General features: G+C 37.1%; 28 protein-coding genes, 1 rRNA gene and 1 pseudogene. 1 reads left to right on the plus strand and 29 read right to left on the minus strand.

Translation table 11 applies throughout. The features are described 5' to 3' along the window. Positions 1-255: 255 nt before the first annotated feature. From FEZ13_RS18750 to metG, 17 genes are all read right to left on the minus strand, one after another. Positions 256-1215, minus strand: a complete 960-nt coding sequence (locus FEZ13_RS18750; protein ID WP_146550909.1) for a ribose-phosphate diphosphokinase — start codon at positions 1213-1215, stop codon at positions 256-258. A 23-nt stretch (positions 1216-1238) separates the two neighbouring features. Beyond that, complete coding sequence (gene glmU, locus FEZ13_RS18755) at positions 1239-2609, minus strand: bifunctional UDP-N-acetylglucosamine diphosphorylase/glucosamine-1-phosphate N-acetyltransferase GlmU (protein WP_146553920.1); 1371 nt, start codon at positions 2607-2609, stop codon at positions 1239-1241. Positions 2610-2833: 224 nt separating this feature from the next. Next, entirely contained in the window at positions 2834-3889 is a 1056-nt protein-coding gene (locus FEZ13_RS18760) for an ABC transporter substrate-binding protein (RefSeq protein WP_146553921.1), read from the minus strand. Positions 3890-3898: 9 nt separating this feature from the next. Continuing rightward, positions 3899-4660, minus strand: coding sequence for an ABC transporter ATP-binding protein (locus FEZ13_RS18765; protein ID WP_146553922.1), 762 nt, complete (start codon positions 4658-4660; stop codon positions 3899-3901). Between the two features lie 7 nt (positions 4661-4667). After that, positions 4668-5717 (minus strand): FecCD family ABC transporter permease, encoded by a 1050-nt coding sequence (locus FEZ13_RS18770; RefSeq protein WP_370467737.1) that lies wholly within the window; start codon positions 5715-5717, stop codon positions 4668-4670. Positions 5718-6122: 405 nt separating this feature from the next. Then, a complete protein-coding gene (gene spoVG / locus FEZ13_RS18775; protein WP_146550904.1) occupies positions 6123-6416 on the minus strand; it encodes a septation regulator SpoVG in 294 nt (97 codons plus the stop codon). Positions 6417-7544: 1128 nt separating this feature from the next. Further along, positions 7545-7916 (minus strand): RidA family protein, encoded by a 372-nt coding sequence (locus FEZ13_RS18780; protein ID WP_146550902.1) that lies wholly within the window; start codon positions 7914-7916, stop codon positions 7545-7547. 1 nt (position 7917) lies between these two features. After that, positions 7918-8745: a pur operon repressor gene (gene purR / locus FEZ13_RS18785; protein WP_146550901.1), complete on the minus strand. Its 828-nt coding sequence runs from the start codon at positions 8743-8745 to the stop codon at positions 7918-7920. 57 nt (positions 8746-8802) lie between these two features. Then, positions 8803-9669: a 4-(cytidine 5'-diphospho)-2-C-methyl-D-erythritol kinase gene (gene ispE, locus FEZ13_RS18790; protein WP_146553923.1), complete on the minus strand. Its 867-nt coding sequence runs from the start codon at positions 9667-9669 to the stop codon at positions 8803-8805. 230 nt (positions 9670-9899) lie between these two features. Beyond that, positions 9900-10082 carry a small, acid-soluble spore protein, alpha/beta type gene (locus tag FEZ13_RS18795; RefSeq protein ID WP_304621406.1) on the minus strand — a complete coding sequence of 61 codons (183 nt, stop codon included), beginning with the start codon at positions 10080-10082 and terminating at the stop codon, positions 9900-9902. A 142-nt stretch (positions 10083-10224) separates the two neighbouring features. Then, positions 10225-10488, minus strand: a complete 264-nt coding sequence (veg, locus tag FEZ13_RS18800; RefSeq protein ID WP_146553925.1) for a biofilm formation stimulator Veg — start codon at positions 10486-10488, stop codon at positions 10225-10227. Positions 10489-10631: 143 nt separating this feature from the next. Beyond that, positions 10632-11513 carry a 16S rRNA (adenine(1518)-N(6)/adenine(1519)-N(6))-dimethyltransferase RsmA gene (gene rsmA / locus FEZ13_RS18805; protein WP_146553926.1) on the minus strand — a complete coding sequence of 294 codons (882 nt, stop codon included), beginning with the start codon at positions 11511-11513 and terminating at the stop codon, positions 10632-10634. After that, positions 11506-12075: a ribonuclease M5 gene (rnmV, locus tag FEZ13_RS18810; protein WP_146553927.1), complete on the minus strand. Its 570-nt coding sequence runs from the start codon at positions 12073-12075 to the stop codon at positions 11506-11508. The genes rsmA and rnmV overlap by 8 nt, the downstream gene beginning before the upstream one ends. Positions 12076-12181: 106 nt before the next feature. After that, positions 12182-12367 (minus strand): hypothetical protein, encoded by a 186-nt coding sequence (locus tag FEZ13_RS18815; RefSeq protein ID WP_146553928.1) that lies wholly within the window; start codon positions 12365-12367, stop codon positions 12182-12184. A gap of 259 nt (positions 12368-12626) precedes the next feature. Beyond that, the gene (locus tag FEZ13_RS20340) at positions 12627-13619 is read right to left on the minus strand and encodes a 3D domain-containing protein (RefSeq protein WP_186725987.1); all 993 of its coding nucleotides are present in this window, start codon (positions 13617-13619) and stop codon (positions 12627-12629) included. Positions 13620-13764: 145 nt separating this feature from the next. After that, on the minus strand, positions 13765-14529 hold the full coding sequence (locus FEZ13_RS18825) for a TatD family hydrolase (RefSeq protein WP_146553929.1): 765 nt from the start codon (positions 14527-14529) through the stop codon (positions 13765-13767). A gap of 386 nt (positions 14530-14915) precedes the next feature. Beyond that, complete coding sequence (gene metG / locus FEZ13_RS18830; protein WP_146553930.1) at positions 14916-16865, minus strand: methionine--tRNA ligase; 1950 nt, start codon at positions 16863-16865, stop codon at positions 14916-14918. Positions 16866-17210: 345 nt separating this feature from the next. On the opposite strand from metG, the gene FEZ13_RS18835 reads away from it, so the two are divergent. Further along, a complete protein-coding gene (locus tag FEZ13_RS18835; protein ID WP_146550893.1) occupies positions 17211-17492 on the plus strand; it encodes a transition state genes transcriptional regulator AbrB in 282 nt (93 codons plus the stop codon). A 289-nt stretch (positions 17493-17781) separates the two neighbouring features. Here the strand turns inward: FEZ13_RS18835 and rsmI are convergent, their stop codons facing one another. The 12 genes and pseudogenes from rsmI to rrf form a co-directional block, all read right to left on the minus strand. Next, the gene (gene rsmI, locus FEZ13_RS18840; protein ID WP_146550892.1) at positions 17782-18657 is read right to left on the minus strand and encodes a 16S rRNA (cytidine(1402)-2'-O)-methyltransferase; all 876 of its coding nucleotides are present in this window, start codon (positions 18655-18657) and stop codon (positions 17782-17784) included. After that, entirely contained in the window at positions 18654-18923 is a 270-nt protein-coding gene (locus FEZ13_RS18845) for a GIY-YIG nuclease family protein (RefSeq protein WP_146550891.1), read from the minus strand. The genes rsmI and FEZ13_RS18845 overlap by 4 nt, the downstream gene beginning before the upstream one ends. Further along, positions 18907-19656 (minus strand): tRNA1(Val) (adenine(37)-N6)-methyltransferase, encoded by a 750-nt coding sequence (locus FEZ13_RS18850; protein WP_146553931.1) that lies wholly within the window; start codon positions 19654-19656, stop codon positions 18907-18909. The genes FEZ13_RS18845 and FEZ13_RS18850 overlap by 17 nt, the downstream gene beginning before the upstream one ends. Positions 19657-19724: 68 nt before the next feature. Next, entirely contained in the window at positions 19725-20084 is a 360-nt protein-coding gene (yabA, locus tag FEZ13_RS18855) for a DNA replication initiation control protein YabA (protein WP_146550889.1), read from the minus strand. Between the two features lie 22 nt (positions 20085-20106). After that, a complete protein-coding gene (locus FEZ13_RS18860) occupies positions 20107-20925 on the minus strand; it encodes a PSP1 domain-containing protein (RefSeq protein WP_146550888.1) in 819 nt (272 codons plus the stop codon). Next, a complete protein-coding gene (gene holB, locus FEZ13_RS18865) occupies positions 20918-21922 on the minus strand; it encodes a DNA polymerase III subunit delta' (RefSeq protein WP_370467741.1) in 1005 nt (334 codons plus the stop codon). Before holB ends, FEZ13_RS18860 begins: the two co-directional genes overlap by 8 nt. Positions 21923-21982: 60 nt before the next feature. Further along, positions 21983-22420 carry a YaaR family protein gene (locus FEZ13_RS18870; RefSeq protein WP_146550886.1) on the minus strand — a complete coding sequence of 146 codons (438 nt, stop codon included), beginning with the start codon at positions 22418-22420 and terminating at the stop codon, positions 21983-21985. Positions 22421-22438: 18 nt separating this feature from the next. Continuing rightward, entirely contained in the window at positions 22439-22768 is a 330-nt protein-coding gene (locus tag FEZ13_RS18875) for a cyclic-di-AMP receptor (protein ID WP_146550885.1), read from the minus strand. Positions 22769-22840: 72 nt separating this feature from the next. Beyond that, entirely contained in the window at positions 22841-23467 is a 627-nt protein-coding gene (gene tmk, locus FEZ13_RS18880; protein WP_146553933.1) for a dTMP kinase, read from the minus strand. Positions 23468-23652: 185 nt separating this feature from the next. Then, positions 23653-23847: a hypothetical protein gene (locus tag FEZ13_RS18885; RefSeq protein WP_146553934.1), complete on the minus strand. Its 195-nt coding sequence runs from the start codon at positions 23845-23847 to the stop codon at positions 23653-23655. 45 nt (positions 23848-23892) lie between these two features. After that, a pseudogene (gene sfnG / locus FEZ13_RS18890) lies at positions 23893-24744 on the minus strand (dimethylsulfone monooxygenase SfnG); the annotation flags it as partial. A gap of 804 nt (positions 24745-25548) precedes the next feature. Next, positions 25549-25638 (minus strand): 5S ribosomal RNA (gene rrf, locus FEZ13_RS18895); the annotation flags it as partial.

Consider the following 25638-nt stretch of genomic DNA (forward strand, 5'->3'; position numbering starts at 1 on the left):
TTGGTATCTTCCTTTTTTAACTAATCCCTGTTATTTTAACATATGCTTTTAAAATTAGAAAAATTCAATGTTGAACTATTTCTATGGTTCTTATCCCACACTTCTTATTTTTCTCCAAAAGCATGTATCTGTATATCAAAAAATAGCATGCTAGCATCACTCCTAACATGCTATTTTTTCTTTTAGGATTCGTTTTTCTACATCACATAAGTGAAACTGAAATCCTATTTTAAACAGCTGCTTAAAAACTGACGATTAATCAAATAATTTACTTACAGATTTATTTTCATAAATACGAACGATTGCATCTGCAAGTAATGTAGCAACTGATAATTCTTTAATTTTTGGTATTTTCTTTTCTTTTGGTAATTGAATTGAATCCGTTACAACTAATTCCTTGATCACAGAGTTTTCAATACGTTCAATTGCTGGGCCTGATAATACAGGATGTGTACAACAAGCATACACTTCTTTTGCACCGCTTTTGACAAGAGCTTCCGCACCGATTGTGATGGTACCTGCTGTGTCAATAATATCATCGATTAAGATACAAACTTTTCCTTCAACATTACCGACAATATTCATCACTTCTGCTACATTTGGTTTTGGACGACGTTTATCGATAATAGCGATCGGTGCTTTCAAACGTTCTGCCATTTTACGAGCACGAGTTACGCCACCATGGTCAGGTGATACAACGACAACATCTTCTGGATTGAAGCCTTTTTGTTTGAAGTAATCAGATAATAATGGTACCCCCATTAAATGATCGATTAAAATATCGAAGAAACCTTGAATTTGTGGAGCATGTAAATCAAGAACAACTACACGAGTTGCACCAGCAGTTTCTAATAAGTTTGCCACTAATTTTGCCGTAATTGGTTCACGTGAGCGTGCTTTACGGTCTTGACGAGCATAGCCATAGTATGGCATTACTACATTTACTGTGCGTGCAGAAGCACGTTTCACAGCATCAACCATAATAAGTAGTTCCATTAAATTTTCATTTACTGGAGCTGAAGTTGACTGCACGATAAATACGTCACAACCACGAATACTTTCCTCAATACTAATTTGAATTTCTCCATCACTGAAATGTTTTACAGAACTTTTTCCTAACTCTACCCCTACTTCTTTAGCAATTGCTGCTGCAAGTGGTTCGTTTGAATTTAGTGAAAAGATTTTTAAATTTGAGTTAGCATATTGATACGGCATAATGGCCTCCTGTTAATGTTTAATTATTTTAAATTTAATTTGTTCACATAGTTTTCTTTGTTTTCTTGTCTAGAACGACCGATAGCAAGTGCATTTTCCGGAACATCCGTTGTAATGGTTGAGCCAGCAGCGACAAATGCATTTTTGCCAACTGTGACAGGAGCTATTAAATTCGCATTACATCCAACAAACGCATGATCCTCAATGACTGTTTGGTATTTATTTTTCCCGTCATAGTTTACAGTAATTGTACCACAGCCGATATTGACATCAGCTCCAACTTTCGCGTCCCCTAAATAAGTAAGATGCGATACTTTGCTGCCTTCATCAAGTGTCGTTTTTTTCAACTCGACAAAATTACCAACTTTCGCATGGTTGCCAACATTTGATGCTGGGCGTATATGTGCAAATGGTCCAATTGCAACATCATCTCCGACTTGGCTATCTTCAACAACAGAAGAATGTACGGAAGTTCGATCGCCAATCCGGCTATTTTGAATATGACTGTTAGGTCCTATTAAACAATCTTCCCCAATGACAGAAGTACCTTCGATCACGACACCTGGTTGAATAACTGTATCACGACCAATTTGCGCATTCACGCTTATATAAGTGTTTTCTGGATTAATAATGGTAACACCATTACGCATATGCTTTTCATTGATATGAGTCCGCATGATCTTTTCTGCTTGCGATAAAGCAACTCGATCATTTACACCAAGTGTTTCGGAGAAGTTATCTGTTACATATGCTGCTACAACTTCACCTTGTTTTTGCAAAATTTCAATCACATCTGGCAAATAATATTCACCTTGTGCATTATCATTGTTGACTTGTTTCAATGCAGCAAACAATGCCTTATTATCAAAACAATATGTTCCTGTATTGATCTCGGTTACGTTTCGTTGTTCAGGTGTTGCATCCTTATGTTCGACGATTTGCGCTACCTGACCATTTTCTTCTCGTAAAATACGACCATAACCTGTAGGATCTTCGGCTATCGCCGTTAAAATCGTCGCTTTAGCTTGATTTGCTTCGTGATATTCATACAATGCTTTTATTGTTTCTGGACGAATCAATGGTGTATCGCCACAAATAACAATTGTTGTACCTTCTAAATCACCGAGTAGCGACTCTGCTTGTTGAACCGCATGGGCTGTACCTAATTGTTCAGCTTGCAACACATATTCGCTTTTATCTTTCAATTGCTCTTGAACTTTCTCAGCACCGTGACCAACAACTGTCACAATGCGTTTTGCATTCAATTCTCGAATATGCTCTACCACATGTTCTACCATTGGCTTACCACAAACCGGATGAAGAACTTTATATAATTTGGACTTCATACGAGTGCCTTGGCCCGCAGCCAAAACTACAGCATAAATATTCGTCATTTCATAAGTCCTCCATTAAGCAGATTTTCTCTTTAGACTATAAAGCAAATTTCATTAATTTTCAAGACTTTATGACTTGACAAAACATTTACAAAACCATTATTATATTAATTCTTTTCTTTTTTACTAATAAAATTGAATTTTTAGCCTTTTAAGTAAAGAAAGCTATCTAAAAATAGATTACCTCCACTTTTAGATAGCCGTTTATTTATTCCCAATCGACCTTATTTAAATAGATTTGGATACATTTCTTTAGCCAATTTTTCCATACCGTCAATAGTATCATAACCATAACCAAACATATAATTATAATCAACAGCATAAATTTGTTTGTTTTTGATAGCTTTCATGCCTGATAATTTAGGATTTGCATAAAGAGCCTTTTTAATTTTTTCGGGATCCTTTTCAGCATCATCACCATTGTATGTCTGCCAATCAGGAATAATGAGTACATCAGGATCTGCATCGATTAATTTCTCAATAGCTACACTATCGCCTTTTACATCTTTAAATACATTATCTAATCTTACCATTTTTTCAAAAGATTCATTGAAGAAAGTTTCACCGTTCGCTGGATATATAGATACATCTTTTGGATCTGAGATAAATAAAAGTGCAAATTTTTTATTTTCTTGAATATTGGCTAATTTCTTTTCAATTGATTTTTCTTTATCTTTTAATTCTTTCGCAAAACTTTCTGCTTTATCTTGAACATTGAAAATTTTACCGATATTCTCGATATCTGTATAAATAGAATCGTACGTACCACCTGTAACAGATGATCCTAAGACATAGGTTTTAACACCCATTTCATTGAGCGAGTCTACTGTCCCGACGCCCCACTCTGCATTGTCGAATAAATCACCTCTACCCAATACTAAATCTGGGCTTGTGCCAAGTGTTGTTTCTTTTCCTACATAGTCCCCACTAAGAATTTTTAGCTTTGCATATTCTTTTGCGACTGATTCATCTGAAGCGCCAAAATCTGCACCCACTCCGACAATTTTATCTCCTAATCCAAGGTGTAATAACAACTCAGCTGCTGGTTTTGTATTTGCCATAATACGTTCTGGTGCTTTATCGAATGTTTGGTCCTTTTCTTTCCACTCTGTTCCACCTTCAGCTTTTGCATAGTTATGAATTGTGACAGGATACTCCGTTTTTTCCTCTGTTTTTTTATCATTTGAAGAAGATGTATCTTTACTTTTCTCTGTTCCTCCACAAGCGGTTAATGTTAATAATGCGGCTAATAAAATTCCTATAAATAGTTTCTTTTTCATGATTTCCTCCTATATTTCGTACGCGAAACTTAATCCATTTGTAATTGGATTTTTATAGGTTTGGCATTTGATTTGGTATAAGGCTTCAATGATTTCTGGTGTTAAAACTTCTTCGGGTGTACCATACGCATAGACTTCACCGTCTTTTACTGCATATAAATAATCACAATAATGTGCTGCGAGTTCTAAATCATGAAGGGCTGCTAAAACACCAATATTTAAATTTTTGACACATGATAAAATTTCAATTTGATAGCGGATATCTAAGTGATTTGTCGGCTCATCTAAAATCATAAATTTTGGCTGCTGTGCAATAGTTCGCGCTAAGATAACGCGCTGTTTTTCACCACCAGATAAGGATAAGAAACTGCGAGTTTTGTAATCTAGTAAATTAGTTCGCGTTAGTGCTTCCTCTACAATTTCAAAATCCTCATGTCTATCTGACTCAAGTAGTTTTTTGTGCGGTGTTCTCCCTAACATGACCATTTGCTGTACTGTCAGATCAAAATGCATCTCATTGAACTGTCCAACAACTCCTAGATTTTGTGAAACTTTCTTTTCGGAGGCTTTCAAGACATCTAAATTATCCAATAAAACAAGCCCTTTTTGTGGCTTTAAACTTTTATAAATACTTTTCAAGAATGTAGACTTTCCACAACCATTCGGACCTATTAGACCTACAAACTGCTGATTTTTCACTTGAAGAGATATATTTTTGACGATTTCCTTTTTTCCTATATTGACATCAATATCTTTTACGACTAACTCCATTTTCTATCTACCCTCCAAAATTGTATCCTTTTTTTACAATCATATAGATAAACAATGGTGATCCAATTACAGAAGTAATGATACCAATTGGCAACTCAACATTTTCGATTAAAATTCGTGACAAAACATCTGCCCAAATCATGAAAAGGCCACCTAATAACAAAGTTCCAAGCATCAATCGTTTATGATCTGCGCCAAAAATCCCTCTTGCTATATGTGGAATAATCAGCCCTACAAACCCAATCATTCCTGCATAGGCCACCATTGTTCCTGTAACGAGAGCAGTAGCAATCATATAGAATTTTCTATAAGCACTTAAATTGATTCCTAATGTAATCGCCGATTCATCACCTAATAGCATGGTGTTTAATATTCGATGTTGAAATAGAAATAAAATAGCGCCCAATAAAACAACAATCACCATGATCGGTGCCTTGTCCCAACTTGAAGATGCTAAGCTCCCCATTGACCAAAAGGTGACCGTTTTTATTCCCTCAGCATTATTAGCAAAAAAGATGATCAAGCTAGAAAACGAACTACATAATGCTCCGATGACAACCCCTGATAAAACTAACTTTACAGATGTTGCTTTACCTCCAATACTCGATAACACCAACACTGCCACTGAAGTCAACATTGCCCCCACAAAGGCTCCGAATGCTACGCCAAATTGAGCGAGAAGAGCACTACTACCAAAGCCAACTAAAATAGCAAAAGTTGCCCCTAATGAGGCTCCTGATGAAATTCCTAGTATGTATGGGTCAGCAAGTGGATTTTGTACAACTGCTTGCATAACAGTCCCGCAAAGTGATAGCCCAATGCCAATTAATAAAGCGAAAACAACGCGAGGCATTCTTATTTGTAAAATGATATTTAAAAAGGACTCACTTTGCACGTTGTCAAGCGAACCAAACTTGCCATTTGTAATGGTGTGCAATAGGATATCCATGGACTGTCTAAACGGGATATGGACTTGTCCAATTGATACAGAATAAACAGCGGATAACAGTATAAAAACGATTAAAAGAGCAATCACAACGTAATACATGTTACCCATGCCTATTCTGCTTCTATTTTGTGTATCCAAGATGTCACCTCAATTATTTTAAAATTTACAAAGCGAACTGATAATGATTATCATTATCGGCTTTTTGATTGTAAAACAAATCTCCCCAAAAAACAATATGAATACTAAAGAAAAATGGTTTCTTTCTAACGAAATGGATCAAAAAACGAATTATGGAATGAGCCCTTTATAAATGAGCCTTCACCAAAAGTCAGGGGATTGCTGATTTAGCATGTAGTGTAAATGGACTGAGAGGAGCCTGTGTAACTCTTAGGAGGATTCGTGTCCAGTAGAGACCATGGAGCAAATAATTGAAGGAACGCCCTGTAAAACGTAATTTTCAGGCAATAAAAAAAGAGCCTGCTTCAGATATTGAAAGGCTCTCTGCTTCACGTATTATTGAGCTTTTTCTTTTTCAAGTACTTGTACTTCTTCCTTACTAGAATCAGCGTATGCTGCTAAGACAGATTCCTGAATCTTTGATCGTGTACTCGAGTTAATCGGATGTGCAATGTCACGGAACTCACCATCTGGTGTCCTTTTACTTGGCATTGCTACAAACAATCCCGCATTTCCATCAATGACACGGATATCATGCACGACGAATTCGTTGTCCAGTGTGATGGAAGCAATGGCACGCATGCGGCCATCAGTCTCTACACGACGAAGTCTTACATCTGTTACTTCCATTTTATCACCACCTCTCATCTTGGATGTTGAAACAGAATCTATTAACTATATATTCAAGAAAAGTATAACTATCTCCTTCTTAATTTTAAACAATTTTTTCATAATTTAAAAAATGATTGAGTTTTTATCTCTCAGGAACGAGCGGTAAACTTCTTCCCATACTTCTAGTAGGCTGCTAAAAGCTATCGCATTGGCAGTTTTATAGACAAAAATCCATCTTTTCTTATGTTTTATGAACTAAAAAATTTCATAATGCGGAATCCAGATAAAAAAGCATGAAAATGTTCTTATTTTTTAAGAGGGAAATGATTTATGAAACAGTTTCAACTAAAAGATTGATTTATATCTGCTTTTGGAAACGAATGAGCTTTATCGTTGGCACATTTCAAAACTCCAATAAAAAGAAGAAGGACAGGTGAAGATCAACCTCTTGCAAAAAGTTCAAACCGTTCAACTCATATACAGCAAGAGCGGAAGGAGGCACTGACTAGGTGAAAATTCATTTTATCACGTGTGTTGATTTTACAAAAATTGGGAATTCTTATTTGGTGTAATTTTTGAAAAGCCTTGTATTTTCAGGACCATTTATAAAGATCTTCGCTGCGGCTTGCTCGAGTCCTCGAAAATGCAAGCATTTCCTTCGTGCGGTGTGATTCGAGGAAGAAAATTCAACGTCCCGCGGGAAAAGCGAATAGATGAGACTCCGCAGCGTAGCGATTAAGGAACGGGGGCTAAGGGCGCCACGTCCTGTGGCAACGACTCCGTGACCAACATCCTGTTGCCCCCAGCATTCGCCCGCAGGAAAGCGAGCAAGCCTTCGCTGCAATCAACGAATTCCTCTTTTTTATGGATTAAATTGGATCATCAACACGTCTGTCATTTTATAGAAAAATAACACTATAGTAATAAAAAACAAGCCCCTTTTACAATAGCGGCTTGTTTTTCGTAAGTGATTCACGATTGATAGAGTAGGATAAAGTAAAACTTTAATCAGTGGAGGATTTTCTTCATCCCCACTGATTATTAGTTAAACCAATCGGGCGCATGCGGCAGTTGATCTCCTCCTCCCCCCTTTGCTTTCGCTGAATTTTAAGGAAGGAGTATACTGCCCGTTAATACGGGATAAATCTAAATTAATGCAATAACTTCAATTTCTACTTTAGCATCCTTTGGTAGTCTTGCAACTTCTACTGTAGTACGTGCGGGCTTATGTGCACCAAAGTGTTTTGCATATTCTTCATTCATGGCCGCAAAATCTTCCATATCCGCGATAAAAACAGTTGTTTTGACAACTTTGTCTAAAGAAGATCCAGCTTCTGCTAAAACGGCTTCAAGATTTTCGAAAACTTGATTGGTTTGTTGGGTGATATCTCCACCAACAAATTCCCCTGCTGGTGTTAGTGGAATCTGTCCTGAGCTATAAAAAAGATTGTTAGCGATTACACCTTGTACATATGGTCCAATAGCTTCTGGTGCATTTTTTGTTGCTACTACATTCATACTAATTTCCACCTTTCTCAAAATAGTTTCCCTCACATAAAGCAATGGTACGATCTTTTTCATTGACTTCTTTTAATTTGACCAATGAATAATAATCGTCCACTAAACGCTCATCGGGATGTTCAGCCTCTACTAATACAGCAACCCCTGCTAGCGTACAGTCGAACTCTTCCAATAAGTTTTTCATTCCGTTCATTGTGCCCCCGACCTTCATAAAGTCATCCGTAATAAGAACACGCTGGCCACTTTTCATACTACGTTTGGAGAGGACCATCGTTTGTATACGACGTGATGAGCCAGATACGTAGTTGATACTTACTGTAGAACCTTCCGTAACCTTGTTGTCACGACGCACAACCACAACTGGGACATTTAAATGTCTAGCAATTGCATGTGCAATTGAAATTCCTTTTGTTGCTACTGTCATAATGACATCTATTTGTTGATCGCAAAAGGCTGAGGCAAATACTTTACCTACTCGATTGATCAATTGTGGATTCCCCAATAAATCAGTCATAAATAGATAACCGCCTGGCAATAAACGATCGGAATGACTCAATTCTTTAATCAGCTCTTGTATTACATCTTTTACAGCTGCATCCGGTACTTTAGGTATATACTTTACTCCCCCTGCAGCCCCCGGGACAGTCATTAGGAGTCCGATTCCTCTCTCTTCAAATGTATCTTTAACAATCGACAAATCTTCACTGATAGAGGATTTTGCAGATTGATACAATTCTGCGAAAAATGTAAGGGGAATTAACTGCTGAGGATGCTCCATCAAATAATACGTCATATCAACAAGACGTTCACTACGCTTCCATTTCATAAAAACCCTCTCCTGAACACGAATATTTTATACAAAAAATAACACAAACATACGCATTTAAGCAAGAATATCTAATTCCCCTAACATGCGTACAGCATATACTTCATCACAAAAACCTCTAAGACCGTTTACAATTCGACTAACGCGTGCCTTATTTTGTACGAGTCCAAACACTGTTGGACCGCTCCCGCTCATTAATACAGCATCTGCTCCAAATCTAGTCATTTGTTCTTTAATAATTGATACTTCCGGATGTAGTTTTAGTGTAACACTCTCTAACACATTACTAACAGTAGCACATACTTGCGCATAATCTTTAGCCTCAATAGCTTCTTTCATTTGCTTTGTATTTGGATGTTCAACTTCATCGAGATTTAAATTACCGTAAGCTGTTGCCGTTGAAACACCAATTGACGGTTTTGCTAAAACGACCCAACATGCTGGTGGTGCAGCTATATGTTCAATCTTCTCTCCACGTCCTCTAGCAATTGCCGTTCCTCCATAAACACAAAACGAAACATCCGAACCTATCTTGGCGCCTAACTCTGCTAATTCATCAACGGTTAAATTTAAATTCCATAAAGTATTGAGTCCTTTTAATGTAGCAGCAGCATCGCTACTACCTCCAGCTAAACCTGCTGCTACAGGAATTTGCTTATCAATTGTAATCGATACACCATCTTGAACATCATATGTATCTTGCAATAACTGTGCTGCTTGATATGCTAGATTACGTCCATCATCGGGAACAAAATTACTACTCGAATGGATTTGAATTTGTCCATCATGTCTTTTTTTCAAACCTACACGATCAGCTAGATCAACTGTTGTCATAATCATTTCAACTTCATGATAACCATCCGGACGTTTATAAAGTACATCAAGTGTCAAATTAATCTTGGCAGGTGCTTTTACATAAAGCATATCTCCGCCTCCTCCCGAAAAATATAAAAAAGAAGATGCAGGTCTCCGTTCTTTTTTCACTAAATCATATTTTACCATAGGAAAAGAAAATTGAGGAAAATCGTTATGTCGATCTTTAAAAATTTGCTCATCCATTATGTTACGCACATCAAAAGCAGTTCACCTTTAAAACGGAAAGGGAACTGCTTCTTGTCAGTACGTTTCATAATAGTTGCTTGGTTTAGATGGCCCTATTTTTGGCTATTGCCCGCTGTTTGCTGGCGTTCTGCCATTTCAATTGCTTTCTTCACCATATTTCCGACATCTCGTGCTTTGATCCCGCCCCATCCTTCACGTTCAACAGTATCATAAAACCCTAACTCTTTTGCAATCTCTACTTTTAAACGGTCAGACATGATCGACTTTCTCGCCAAACGAAATTCCCCCTTTAACGACTGACAATAATAGTATGTCCTCAAAAATAAAAAACACTCATAAAACATTCTCTTGAACTACCTAGAATGCTTTACAAGCGTCCGAACAAAAAAATTCAATTATAAATAATATGACACTTACTTATTTGATGGCAGCAATTTGAGTTGCCTCGTCATCAAATGTAATCACTACTGCTTCTGTTAAAATATCTGTGTAGCTGTAAGACACACGCTCAAAAGCGTTTTCGTCTTGATCAAGATCAACTACAAATACTGCGCGATATGTTTCACGTAATATTCCAGCGCGCTCAATCGTTTTCTTGCGACCACCGTTTGCCTTTAATTGCAAACGTTTACCCAAATGACAATCTAACGACTTTTTAATGTCAGCTAAAGTTTTTGGCATTCGCTTACACCTCACTAATATCTAGTATACATAATACAGTCGTTCTTGTCAATATAAATTTATATTTTAACAATCCATATAAGCTATGTCAATTACTTTTTGTATAAATCTTATTTTTTCTATTTATTATACTAATATATGGTTTATTTTTTGAAATATGGATACAGTGCATCCGCTAATTGCCCAAACTCAACAATGGATAAAGTTTCTCCCCGTCTTGTTGGTTCAACATTTACTTCAGCTAATGCTGATAAAATATATTCTTTCTTCTCTTTGCCATTTGGTAATTGGGATTGTAAGTTGTTTAAAATCGTTTTACGTCTTTGTGCAAAGGAGCTACGAACTACTTCAAATAAAAATGACTCATCTATTACCCTTACAGGAAGCTCTTCACGACGTGTTAAACGCAATACAGCTGAGTCAACATTTGGTTGGGGCATAAATACTGTTTTAGGCACAGTCATCACGACTTCTGCGTTCATATAATATTGCACAGCAATGGACAAAGAGCCATATGCTTTTGTCCCAGGTGTCGCTGAAATACGATCCGCTACTTCTTTTTGCATCATAACGACCATTCCACGAATTGGAAGGTTTTCTGTGATCAGTTTTAATAAAATTGGTGTCGTTACATAATACGGAAGATTCGCTACAACCATTATGTCTTTATAATGAGCCAGCTCCTCTTTAATGATATTGACAACATCTGCCTTTAGAACATCGGAATGTACGATTTTAACGTTGCTATATGGACTTAAGGTATCCTCTAATACTGGCAATAAACGCTGGTCGATTTCAAACGATACCACTTTCCCAGCAGCACGGGCTAAATGTTCTGTCAACGCTCCGATGCCCGGTCCAATTTCAATTGCTGCACTTTCTTTTGTCAGATCGGCATAACCAACAATATTCCGTAAAATGTTAGGATCTATTAAAAAGTTTTGTCCTAAACTTTTTTTAAATGAAAAACCATATTTTTTCAATATTTCTTTTGTGCGTACAGGTGTTGCGATATCTTTATGCATTTCGTTCCTCCTGATTAATCTTTGCAATTGCTTCGCCAAATTGCTTTTCTGTAATTTGAAACATCTTTAATCTTTTTACGAGTTGCTTCCCGTTTGTAGAACCAATATTTAAAAGTTCACCTAAGCGTTCGCGTCGCTGTTGTGCATCAGGATGCGATAATAACTTAGCTGCAATTAAGTCATCTAAAGTAATGGGACATGGAGTTTCTTGACCTATCTCCTGTGGTGTATAGACCTTGGATAATGCATAACGGATATCTTCATCGTTCGCATGTTCAATTCCTAAACTTTTACCATTCTTAGCAATAGCCTTTTTCTTTGGCAAAAATGCATGTTTTACACCTGCTACATGCGCTTCGATAATTGCACGTATACGACGTCCTGGATAGTCAGGATCTGTAAATACGATCACTCCTCGCACATCCTGAGCATGTTGAATATGACGGATCGTTTCTTCTGAAATAGCCGAACCATTTGTTTCAATTGTATCTGCATGGACTGCCCGCTTAACAGCTGTCGTATCATCTTTTCCCTCAACAACAATGATTTCTTTTATATCCACGGATATCAAATCCTCTTTTCTAAAAAGTTCCTTTGACCATTTTACTTCGATTTTACACTTATTGTACAGTAACGCGAGATAAATTAAACATGGCATCACTCTGAGGTTATTCATTTTTAAACAAATTTTTATAAAGTAAAGTTTCCATCAGTGGGGGTTTTCTTCCTCCCCCAATAGAAGAACTCAGGTTAAAAGCGCCACGTCCTGTGGCAGCACCTGAGGGACCAACCATCTTGTTGGCCCGAACCAATCGGGCGCATGCGGCAGTTGATCCCCCACCTATCTTTCTCACTTCTCTCTAAACCTTGAGGTGGGGATCTTACTGCCCGTTAACGCGGGAGAAATGTTAATCAAGATACTTGAGCCTTTGTAGCCGTTGTTCTCCGCTACGGCAGAGGCTTTCCACTGGCACGCTCCAGCCTTCTCCCTTGCTTTGCTCAGTCCGGTTGCTTCCGCTGGTAAGTAGCCAAAAATAGGTAAAGGAGAATTTGAATTCACTCAAATTCTCCTTTACCACTATTTGAAGCTAATTATGTCCCAGCCTGATCATTTTAATCTTGAAGGGTAATTTTAACTGTTCGACGTCCCCAGCTGTATGCTTGTCGTTTTGTTGGCATGAATACATCGATTCTATGTCCCTTAATAGCACCACCTGTGTCACCAGCTATTGCTAAACCATAGCCACTTACATAAACCATTTTACGCAACGGGATGACTCTTGGATCTACCGCGATAACTTTTTTATATGGATCCTTTCGTAGATTAATACCAATGGCTGTTTTGCCAGAGCATCCATTACAATATGCAGTATATGCAGTTGATGTAACGTACATAGATTTGCCGTCAAGTGAATTGGACACTTTTTTGATAGAGCCTGATCGCAAATAGGATTTTGATACATAGCCCGTTTTTCCACCATATGTTACTTTATACCAACTACCTTTTTTGCCCTTATACGTAACGTTTTTACCTTTAGGTATAACCTTGATGATTCTATATTTCTTACTTGGCCCCTTACGCATATTTAAATTTCCAGTTGTATGATATTTCTTTGGATTACTTACGAGCGTAATTTTTTTGTTAGAATTTTTATTGGCAGAATAATGGGAGTCTTCCACTACATCGATGGCCTTTTCTACTCGAACGTTAGATACAGTAGTGTCATTTGCATTTTGCGTATCTTCATTTTTTAGAATTGCGCTATTTTCTCCTGACTCAACTGAAGGTTGCTTTAAAAAGTCAGCGACCGTAGTCGAAGTTTCTCCTGATGGTTGCTTATAAATTTTATCATTTTTCTGCTCATACAAATGATTGCTATTCAGTGAAATCCATTTCCCTATGTTGCTAGCATGTCCATCACTCATTGTATTTGCTGCCATCCATTTTTCTGATTGTTGACCATCTACTTGTCCAAACTCTATGAAGCCAGCAAATATTATGCTTACCATAGCCGTAATACTGAATAAAAATATAGCTATACTACTTGTTATTCGATGTTTTTTTAATGCTTTTAAAAATAGTTTTCTTGTGGAATTATTTATCATATAAATGTCTCCTTATCATTCACTCTGGATTATATAGACTCTTTTTTGATGGTTAACAGATATTCTATTTTACAAATTATTGAAAAAGAGTTGAAGATCCTATTTTGAATGTGGGAGACATTTGTTTATTTAACTCTTTTTAAGCTTACACTTTGAAAAAACGATGCGCATTTTCAGTCGTTTTTTGCGCTACTTCTTCCATCGTTAAACCCTTCAATCGTGCGATTTCCTGCGCGACTAATGGCACAAACGAGGGCTCATTTCTTTTACCACGATATGGATGTGGTGCAAGATACGGAGCATCTGTTTCAATCATCAAATATTGTAAAGGGATTGCCATTGCTACTGCCTTTGGTTTTTTTGCGTTTTTAAATGTAACAGGACCACCTAGACTAATCATAAAATTCATCTTGATACATACTTGTGCTGTTTCAACGCTACCACTAAAACAGTGCATGACACCGCCAACTTCTTCGGCGTGTTCTTCCTGTAAAATACGCACACAGTCTGCTGTTGCCTCACGATTATGAATCACAATTGGTAATTTGACACGTTTTGCTAAATGGATTTGTTTTCGTAGCAGCTCTTGTTGAATGTCTTTTGGTGACTTGTCCCAGTGATAATCTAATCCTGTTTCACCAATTGCCACAACTTTTGAATGTGCTGCTAATTTTTCGATCCATCGCAAATCTTCTTCTGTGCAATCTATCGCATCAACCGGATGCCATCCTATCGCCGCATACAGGAAATCATATTGATCAATCAATTCCATTGCGCGAGTGATTGTTGGACGATCAAAACCCACTACGATCATTTTTTTGATATCGGCTGCTAGAGCACGATCGATTACATCTTGTAAGTCATTATCGTATTGTTCAGCATTCAAATGGACATGCGTATCTATAAACATATTCATTCTCCTCACATGATTAACATTGTATCTAAATAAACCATTTCACAGTTCTCATCCAAATTACAGTTTTATTACAAACATTACACTTCGGATTATACTTACTGCCTAATCTATAAAACGCTATGGTGTTTTTTTTAGATTTTATTTAAAAATACTATTGATATTCATCAATTTACTACGAAGGAAATACGTATGCATTTTCAAGGACTCAAGCAAGTCTCAGCAAAAATCTACACAAATGGAGCCCAAAATACATGTTTCTTTAAGAATAATGCCAAATATATTGCCTAATTTCTTTCTCATCAACATCGGCTATTAGATACAAAAACCTGCTGTTACTTTCCAGCAGGTTCCCATATCTAATCCATTTAGATTTAACTTGATTATTTAACTTTTGCTCCATTTTCTAGCTTCTCATCAACAGTTGCTAGCGTTAATACCCCATCTTTACTTCCGGCTAAAATCATACCTTGTGATAATTCGCCACGAAGTTTTACAGGTTTTAGATTTGCTACGACAATTACTTTACGTCCTACTAACTCTTGTGGTTGATAATATTCTGCTATCCCTGATACGACTTGACGTTGTTCATAACCTAAATCTAATTGAAGCTTTAACAATTTATCAGCCTTTGGAACTTTGTCACAGGCTGTCACTGTTGCTACACGGAGATCAACTTTCATGAAATCATCAATGGTAATTTCCGAAACTTCCTCTTTTTTAGGTTCCTCAGTAGGAGTCTTAACAGATTGACGCATTTGATCTCGAATATAAGTTACTTCTTCTTCTGTATCTAGACGAGGGAAGATAGGAACTCCTTTGTCGACTACCTTTGTTCCTTTTGGAATGACATTTTCTTCATTTAACGTATCCCATGCAAGTAATTTTTCTGATAAGCCAAGTTGACGAACAATCTCTTTTGGTGAGTTTGTCATAAATGGTTGAATCATGATCGCCACACGACGTAGACTTTCTGCTAAATTATGCATAACTGTTGCAAGCTGACCCTGTAAGGTCTCATCTTTAGCAAGCACCCATGGTTGTGTTTCATCTATATATTTGTTCGTACGAGATATCAATTCCCATACATCTGCTAATACAACGCTGAATTGCATTTTTTCCATATCTTCTTCATATTTTGCTTGTGTTTCTTTTGCTTGTGCTTGAAGAGATTTATCAAATTCTGTAGGTTCTAAGCCTTCCGTTGGGATAATGCCATCAAAGTATTTATTCATCATTGAAACAGTTCGGTTCAATAAGTTACCTAGATCATTGGCAAGGTCATAGTTCGTACGTTCAACAAATGACTCTGGAGAGAATACACCATCTTGCCCAAAAGGCAATTCACGTAGCAAGAAGTAACGTGTGGCGTCTAAACCATAACGTTCAATTAACATTTCAGGATAAACGACATTCCCTTTCGATTTGGACATTTTGCCGTCTTTCATCATGATGAAACCATGAGCGAATACTTTTTTAGGAAGTGGTAAACCTAAAGCCATCAAGAAAATTGGCCAATAGATTGTATGGAATCTCACGATATCTTTTCCAACCACTTGGACATCTGCCGGCCAGTATTTTTTGAAATCTTCATCATGTTCTGTACCATATCCTAATGTTGTTATATAGTTTGTTAAAGCATCTACCCAAACATAAATAACATGCTTAGGATCTCCAGGTACACGAATGCCCCAATCAAATGAAGTACGAGATACAGAAAGATCTTCTAGTCCCGGTTTAATGAAATTATTAATCATTTCATTTTTCCGTGATTCCGGTTGGATGAATTCTGGATTTTCCTCATAAAATTGTAAAAGGCGATCTGCGTATTTATTCATATTAAAGAAATAGGATTCTTCTTTTACTCTATGGACAGGTCGACCGCAGTCTGGACAATTGCCATTATCTAGTTGTGTATCTGTAAAGAAAGACTCACATGGTGTACAGTACCATCCTTCATATTCACCCTTATAAATATCACCATTATCTAAGAATTTTTTGAAAATTTTCTCTACAGTTTTCGTATGTCTCTCTTCAGTCGTTTGGATAAAATCATCGTAAGAGATGTCCATTAGTTTCCAAAGCTTTTTAGCTGCTGCTGCAATCTCATCGACATATTTTTTTGGATGTTTCTTTGCTTCTGCTGCTTTTTCTTGGATTTTTTGACCGTGCTCATCCATTCCTGTTTGTAATCGAACATCATATCCTCGTAATCGTTTGTAACGAGCCATCGTATCTGCTGCTACAGTTGTGTACGCAGTACCAATATGGAATTTACCACTTGGGTAGTAAATTGGGGTTGTAATATAGAATGTTTTCTTTTCATTTGTCACGAAAACTTCCTCCAGTGCTATACAGTATACCTTCTATTTTATCTGAGTACGAAAAACCTTTCAATTAAAGTTTACTCAACTTATTTTTGTCTAATTTTGTCGAATGATTTTTTTGAAAATTATTTTGAATTTTAAGCAAAAAACAGTATAAAAGCACAAATATTGTGTAAAATAAAACAACCCCGTATGATTAATATCCTTAAAGAACGGAAATTTTTTGAAAAAAAGTTACTAATGCGAGAAAAAATAATTGACGTTTATGGCATTAGTTGGTATGATATACATCGGAAACAGAGTTTATGTCGAAATTTGACGAATAATATGAATAGAGGAGGAACTCTTGTTATGAAATCTACTGGTATTGTACGTAAAGTTGATGAACTTGGTCGCGTGGTTATTCCAATCGAACTTCGCCGTACTTTAGGCATCGCCGAAAAAGACGCATTGGAAATTTATGTGGATGATGATAAAATCATCTTAAAAAAATACATGCCTAATATGACATGTGCTGTAACTGGTGAAGTATCTGATGATAACTTCCGTTTAGCTGGAGGTAATCTAATTCTTAGCCCTGAAGGTGCACAAATCCTTATGAAAGAAATCCAAGCTAAATTAAATAATAAATAATTTATTGAATTTAGCAATTTCAAGCAACAAGATATAAAATAAAAAGCTATTTTTACTTTATTACCTTACCTTGCTTTCAAATGTGATTTTCATAAATGAAAAAACCCATCCGAAATATTCGCCGTTTCGGATGGGCTTTTATTTTTTTAAAATAATCTTTACGCTTCTCTATTCAAACCAGTTTTTTAAGGCTAGCCTCAAATTACGTCAATTCCTCGATCAAGGATTCAGCAAGATAGATAGTTTTAGGTTATCTAGCACTATAAATATGAATCGAATGATTTTTGGCTCATGATTCAATATGATATTGTTGGTAAACTTCTCTCTTTGCTAATCCGCGGGCCTTAGCAACCTCTTTTATAGCTTCTTTTGAAGAAAGTTTTTGTTCAGAAATAAGTTGGTCGACATGCTCTATAATGGATAGTTTTCCCCACCAATTTTCTTCTTCCTCTTCTTCTCCACCTAGATTACCTTCAACTACTAGGCAGAACTCTCCACGAATTTCATGATCATTTGCCCATTCGATCGCTTCATCTACAGTTCCACGTAAAAATTCCTCAAATTTCTTTGTTAATTCACGAGCCATGACAATATGACGATTGCCAAATACCCCCTGTATATCCTTTAAAGTTTCTTTTAAACGATGTGGTGCTTCATAAAATAGAATTGTTTCATGGCGCTTTTTCAATGATTCCAGTGAGTCTTTACGATCTTTTTTATGGCGACTTAAAAAGCCGTAAAAAAAGAAAGGCTGCGGTGATAGACCTGAAGCAATAAGCGCAGTGATCGCTGCATTAGCACCAGGTATCGGAACTACTGCAAAATCTTCCTCAATAGCTTTTGCGGCAATATCTGCTCCTGGATCTGAAATACAAGGTAAACCAGCATCGCTTACAAGTGCGACTGTTTTCCCTTCTCTTAAAAATTGAAGTAATTTTTCTCCACCTTGTGCTTGGTTATGATCGTGATAACTTACTAATGGCGTTTCTATGTCAAAATAATTGCAAAGCTTCTTTGTATTTCTAGTATCTTCTGCTGCAATAATATCTGCTTCTTTTAATATTCGTATTGCCCGCATCGTCATATCTTCCAAATTGCCAATAGGAGTTGCTACTAAATATAAACAGCTCCCCTTCTCATGCATCGAGCTTTTTTGTGATTTCATTCTGTTTCACTCCTTGTTGCCATATAATGCAGCTTTTGTTGTCTCGTTAATTGTTTGAAACCATATTCTGCACTCATTGCATCATGCTTATTTTCAAATGTTTCAAAATAAACACAGTGTACAGGTCTACGTGCTTTTGTATATTTCGCACCCTTACCAGCATTATGTGTCGCAATCCTTTTTTCTAAATCGTTTGTATACCCTGTATAGTAAGTACCATCCGAACATTCTAATACATACATCACATGATTATTGCTTGCTGCCATATAGCATTTCACTCACTTCGGTTGTATATTCCCCATCTGCTTCATAGATATATAAAGGCGGTAAAATCTTTAAATCAGGCTTACCATCTTTTATCCCTTCTACTAATAACATGTTCGCTTCTTTCCCCTCTTTTGGATAGACAAAGCGAATTCGTTTTGGTTCTAGACGATTTGCTCGCATAGCTATTACAATATCTAGCAATCGTCCCGGGCGATGGACAAATGCTGCTTTACCACCTTGTTTTAGTAGTTTACTCGCAGAATAAACCATCTCATCTAATTTCAAATAAATTTCATGCCTCGCAATGGCGACATGCTTTTTTACATTTTTTTCACTTGCCTTATAGGCAGGAAAATAAGGTGGATTACACGTTACCACATCATAATTTTCAATACCTAATAATGGAGCAATCGTCCGAACATCGCCTTGCATAACTGTAATTTGCTCCTGTAATTGATTGTATTGTACACTTCTACTCGCCATATCAACAAGTCGATCTTGTAATTCTACAGCCGTTATATGCCCTCTTGTTCTTGCACTTAAAAATAATGGAATCGCACCATTTCCAGCACATAGATCTACGATATTCCCTTTTTGATAGGGTATACTAACAAATTTGGATAATAAAACGGCATCCAACGAAAATGAAAAAACAGATGGACTTTGGATAATACGCAAATCTTCTGCCAACAAATAATCCAATCTTTCATCTTCTTTCAACCATTGTTCCATTCATTTGCCCTCCAACATAATAAAAGACTGACATCTACTTTTTACGAGAAATCAGTCTTCTTTATCAATTATTGTTTATTTAAGAACGATAGGCAGAACAAACAATCCTCGCCCTTTCTCGAACTACCAAAATGTACATGACAGACATGATATCCTTCATGATATAGTCGAGCAAGATTATCATATCCCTCTCCTACATCAATTATTTGTTGCTTTTCTCCCTCATCATTTGACTCAACAGATCCCTCTTGTTTCGCAGAAAGAACTTCCTCTAAACGTGTCCGAAGATGGTTATTCTCCATCTGTAATGTTTGATGCTCTTCCATCATGAGTGCAACAAATTTCTTCAATGCCTCAAATTGTGTTTGCATCGATTCAAGCTGTTGTTCGAACTCCATAACACTATTTAAAAAATTACGGTCCTTCACTCAAGCCACCTCGTTATTCCCACTATTGAACGGAACTATTTTCATACTGTAACAATTCGTCCAATGTATATTCTAAGATTCGTTGTTCCTCAGATAATTCAACTTGGAGCACGCGTTCTAATATGTTCAGTCCGATTACTTTTCCCTTACCATCTGGTGTTGTCACATTTTCACCTACATCAGGCATTTGTCCTCGTACCTCTTCATATTCATCATTTTCATATTTTAAACAGCACATTAACCGCCCACACAATCCTGAGATTTTTGAAGGATTGAGCGATAAGTTTTGATCTTTTGCCATTTTTATAGATACTGGCTCAAAATCCCCCAAAAATGTAGAACAGCATAACATCCGTCCACACGGTCCAATACCGCCTAACATTTTAGCCTCATCACGAACGCCAATTTGTCTAAGTTCAATACGCGTTCGGAAAATGGCTGCAAGATCTTTGACCAGTTCACGAAAATCTACTCTTCCTTCAGCTGTGAAATAAAAGATAATCTTATTGCGATCAAATGTATATTCAACGTCTACTAATTTCATTTCTAGACCATGTTCCACTATTTTACCTGTTGCCAGATCAAAAGCACGCTTAGACTCTAGTGAATTTTCATCAACTTGGATACGATCACGTTCATTTGCTGGACGTACCACTTGTTTAAGTGGCAAAACAACGTCATTTTCTCCGACTTGTTTCATAGAAACGACGACTTTTCCATACTCAATACCCCTGGCTGTTTCTACAATCACATATTGACCTTTTTCCAAAGAATACTCTCCGGGATCAAAATAATATATTTTACCCGCTTTTTTAAAGCGAACACCTACTACTTTATACAAAGGCTTTTCCCTCCTGCAGATTCAGCATCAACTGCTCCATCATCAACGTCTTGTTCATATTACTTTGCAATTGTTTACGAGCATTTAAAATGGCTTGCAATTGCGACGATAACTTATCGAAGGTTGTGTGAAGTGCCGCTTCCTTCCATGTTGAAAGTAAATCAGGATACGTACACATCGCTTCTGCGTTTGCTTTAATAGCTACTATATCTCGAAAAGCAAATAACATTAAATCTAAAGCTAGTTCTATCTGCTCTTTTTCTTTAAAAAGAGGTAACCAGTCTTCATGCACAACTAGCATTGCTTCATGTACATTTCTAAAAGTTGCTTCTACCAATTTTAACACTGTCTTTCTCGACTGTGCAAACGCATCATCTTTTGCAAGAGACAAGGCTTCCTCTAAATCGCTTGTTACCATGCTGACAGTTGCCGCCATAGACTGTGTGATCCCCTCAACGACCAACTCTTTTATCATGACATTTCGCTGAATTTCTTGAAATTTAATATGCTGACAGCGTGAACGAATCGTTGGGATAATCGCGTTAATGTTTTGAGTCACGAATATAGCTGTTACATCACCTTCAGGTTCCTCTAAAAATTTTAATAACTTATTGGCTGATTTTACATTCAATTGTTCAGCATTATGAATGACATAAATTTTACGCCCTTCTTCTAATCCTGTCTTACTCATTTCATTCAATAATTTTTCAATCGCATCTACCTTGATATATTGCCCTTCAGGATATACTTGATGAAAATTAGGGTGATTTCCTGACTTAATGCGTTGACAGCTACGACATGTTTCACATGGAACATTATTTTGTGGATTTTCACATAATAACAACTGAACAAAGAAAAGCATCACTTCTTCTGTTCCAGTACCTTTTCCACCCTCGAATATGTACGCATGCCCTACTCGGCTTTTTTCAAAAATCATTTGAAGCTGCTTCATGACTACCGGTTGTAATTGAAGTAGTTCTTCAGCTGTATGCATTATCCATCACCTTTTCATTGTTTGAAAAAATCCCGTGCTTCGGAGCTCCGAAAGACACGGGGTTTACGTATAAAGGTTGATTAACAATCCTTTAATCTCACCTATTTTAGCTAATAAATCCACAGAATCCTTTTCTTCATTTAAAACGTCTTCTGTTAACTCTATTAGTTTTTCGTCAATTGTATTTACTACTTTCAGACGGCGACCTTCACCAAAACGATTCCAAGTATGAGATTGTTTTAATTCCAAACCATATGACACGGCTTCTTTTAAAAATCTCTTAACGAGCATTTTAAATTTTGCTAAATCTCGTAAATTCCTAGATTTTGCAATACGGTCGCCTGCTGTTGATATATCGCCTAATAGCTTTGTAATCTGTTCTGTCTGCATGCGTTGCCCAGACTTTACAACTAATTCACCAAAACGTGTAGCTGATTGATGAATGGGCAATTTTTGTCTAGCTGTATCCAATCCTATACGTAGGTCTTGGTTAATTTTCACCTAATTGTCCCTCCATCTCTAGAAATGATGAAACTGGTCGATTGGTAAAACGAAAACAGTCGCTCCCCCTACCTCAACTTCTACCGGATAAGGGATATACGCATCTGCATTTCCTCCCATTGGCGATATAGGTGCCACCATTTGCTCACGAGAACGACAATTATCTCGGATGATATCTAATACTTTTTGAGTTAGTGAATCTTCAGTACCAATTAAGAATGTGGTATTTCCTGAGCGAAGAAATCCACCTGTACTGGCCAACTTTGTTGCGCGAAAATTATTTTTCGTTAAAGCGTTTGAAAGACGGTTACTATCCTGATCTTGTACAACGGCCACAACCAATTTCATCGGCATTCACCCCTTAATGTATATAGATTCAATCATAATTATAACATATTTTATACTTTCACTTCATTTACTTTATACCGCATTTTTCAAAACTTTCCAGACATTTTGAAAAACCTCTTCTAATGATTGACTAGCATCAATAACATAAATTCTTTCTGGGAACTCTTCCGCAAGTTTTAGATAGGCTTCCCGTACTTTTTGATGAAACGCGAGGCTTTCAACATCTAGGCGATTTATTTCTCTATTTTTATGAGCATTAATGCGCGCCAACCCTATCTTAGGATCTAAATCAAAAAGGATCGTCATATCTGGCATTCGTTGACCAATGGCAAATTCGTTGATGGACTTGACTCCCTCAATACCTAACCCTCGTCCGATTCCTTGATAAGCTAATGACGAATCGATGAAACGATCACATAACACTAATTTTCCTTGTTTTAGTGCAGGCTCTATCTTTTCAACAAAATGCTGACTTCTTGCAGCAGCATATAATAGAGCTTCCGTTTTTGCATCCATCTCTGTATGAGCTGGGTTTAAAATGACTTGCCTAATTTTTTCTGCAATAACACTGCCACCCGGTTCACGTGTTGCAATCACTTCTTTTCCCTCTTCTTGTAATTTGCTGACTACCATTTTGAGGACAGTTGTTTTTCCTGCACCTTCTGGACCTTCAAATGTAAAAAATAATTTATTCGTCATGATGACTAACCCTTCCACATATACTATTACGTTTATTATACATGATTGACTCTAGACATCCCTAATGAATCATACTAATAACTTATAGGATTTATGAATCTATGTCTCTACACTTCACTTATAGATCATCATTATGCCGATGATTTTTTTTGAATTCATTTCATTGTTCTAATCCCTTCTCCGTATTAAAGCGCTTTTCCAATAAATAGGTGTTCTTCCGTATCTGCCTTTCTACGTCTTTCAGCATCTTCAGCTATTTTCGTTAACAATTGTTGAAATTCAATAGAATCAATCGCTATCGGCGTAGTGAATGTTGGAAAATCTCGATATGCTCTTTCTCTTTGCTTTTCTTTAGAATCTAATAAGTAATGGACAGTCATTCGTGTACTCCCTTCATTTTTAGTATTGTTGAACGATTATTCTCTTTATTTTGCTACGGCAACATTGTTAAATGCCGCTTCCTTTTGTTGAACTAATGGGATGACCTTTTCACCAAATGCTTTTAGGTCTTCATCGTAATGGAGGAATCCTGTTAATACGATGTCAATACCAATTTTCTTCAGCTCTAATATTTGATTGGCTACTTGTTCAGCAGTTCCGATTAATCCTGTTTTGAAGCCGTCGTTGTATTGAACTAAATTTTCAAAAGTTGAATCCGCCCACATTCCCTTCCCTTCAGGAGATGCTTTCCCTGCGGCCGCCACAGAATCTCTAAAGCCCTCCACAGCCTCTTCATTGGCACTGACGATGATATCTCGCAACACTTGTTTCGCTTCTTCTTCCGTATCGCGGACAATGACGAAACCATTTACTCCGAACTGAATATCCCCCGTCCCATTTGCTTTTCGTAATGCTTTCACTTCATCAATCTGAGCTTTTATTTCTTCCAGAGAGCCTCCATTCATAAAGTACACATCGGAAACACGTCCTGCCATTTCTTTCGCAGCTTTTGAATTGCCGCCTTGGAAGATTTTTGGGGACTGAATAGGTTTCGGCTTGAGTGGAGCTTCATTCAGGCGATAAAAGTCCCCTTTATACGTTGTTGTTTCATCGGTCCATAAGCTACGAATGACTTCAATAAATTCCTCAGAACGACGATAGCGTTCATCATGTTCTAGCCAAGGTTCTCCGTAACCGTTAAATTCTCCTTTAAACCAGCCACTTACAATATTGATGGCAGCACGACCGTTACTAATGTGATCGATTGTCGCAATGATTTTTGCGATTACGCCTGGATGCCACAAGCCAGGTAAAACTGCTGTAATAATGTTAGATTTTTATCTACAAAAAAATCATATTTTTATTTACTTTTTCTCTTATAGCATTTGTTCCAAGCTGTCTGTCTGTCTTCCTTTCAATTAACACTTCGTTTCTGAAAAATATTTAAGAAATCGAGTAGGAGGCTAACCATTAGTTGATTAGCCGACCTCTCACACCACCGTACGTACGGTTCCGTATACGGCGGTTCAATCCCTTAAGTATCTCCTTCCAGATACCGTCTTGTTCTTTCATCTCTATGGTTGTTTTCCCTACACGCTTCCCTATATTCTTCGTTTCCAACTATTTCCTCTATAACTAGCTATCTTTCGGTCTTTACCATGATATTTTCTGTGTTTTCGCGGGATTTTCAACATTTCCATGTTTTACAAGACTGTAGATTGTTCGGTTCTTCATTTCTTTTAGAAACTAGTATGACCTCTGCTGACTTCTCATGATTCATCAAATGATCACTCATTTAATTGTTAACTGAATAACCCTTATGAGACCCCTCCCCGGTAAGGATAATGACCTTCTTCTCCTGTAACTGCTCTATTTACTGTATGGATCTCGGGCAGTATTGGGCTTTGTTTTGAGTGGCAAACTTACCCCTTCCCATTCAGCCTTTTATATAGTTTCTGTTCGTCAGTTCGAGAATTTGCGTACGGCTTCCTTCAGATTCCACGTCGCCATGGACACCCTTGCCTTTCGCTAACAGTTCCTATTGCCAAGCCTGTAGTAGACTTTCACCACCAAGTAATCATCCATGCCGGGCGCACCACCTAAAAAAAGCACAGTTGAATAATCAACTGTGCTTTATGTATGCCTAGCAACGTCCTACTCTCGCAGGGGGACAGCCCCCAACTACCATTGGCGCTCAAGAGCTTAACTTCTGTGTTCGGCATGGGAACAGG

The sequence above is a fragment of the Rummeliibacillus sp. SL167 genome, from assembly GCF_007896505.1.
Classification (GTDB): domain Bacteria; phylum Bacillota; class Bacilli; order Bacillales_A; family Planococcaceae; genus Rummeliibacillus; species Rummeliibacillus suwonensis.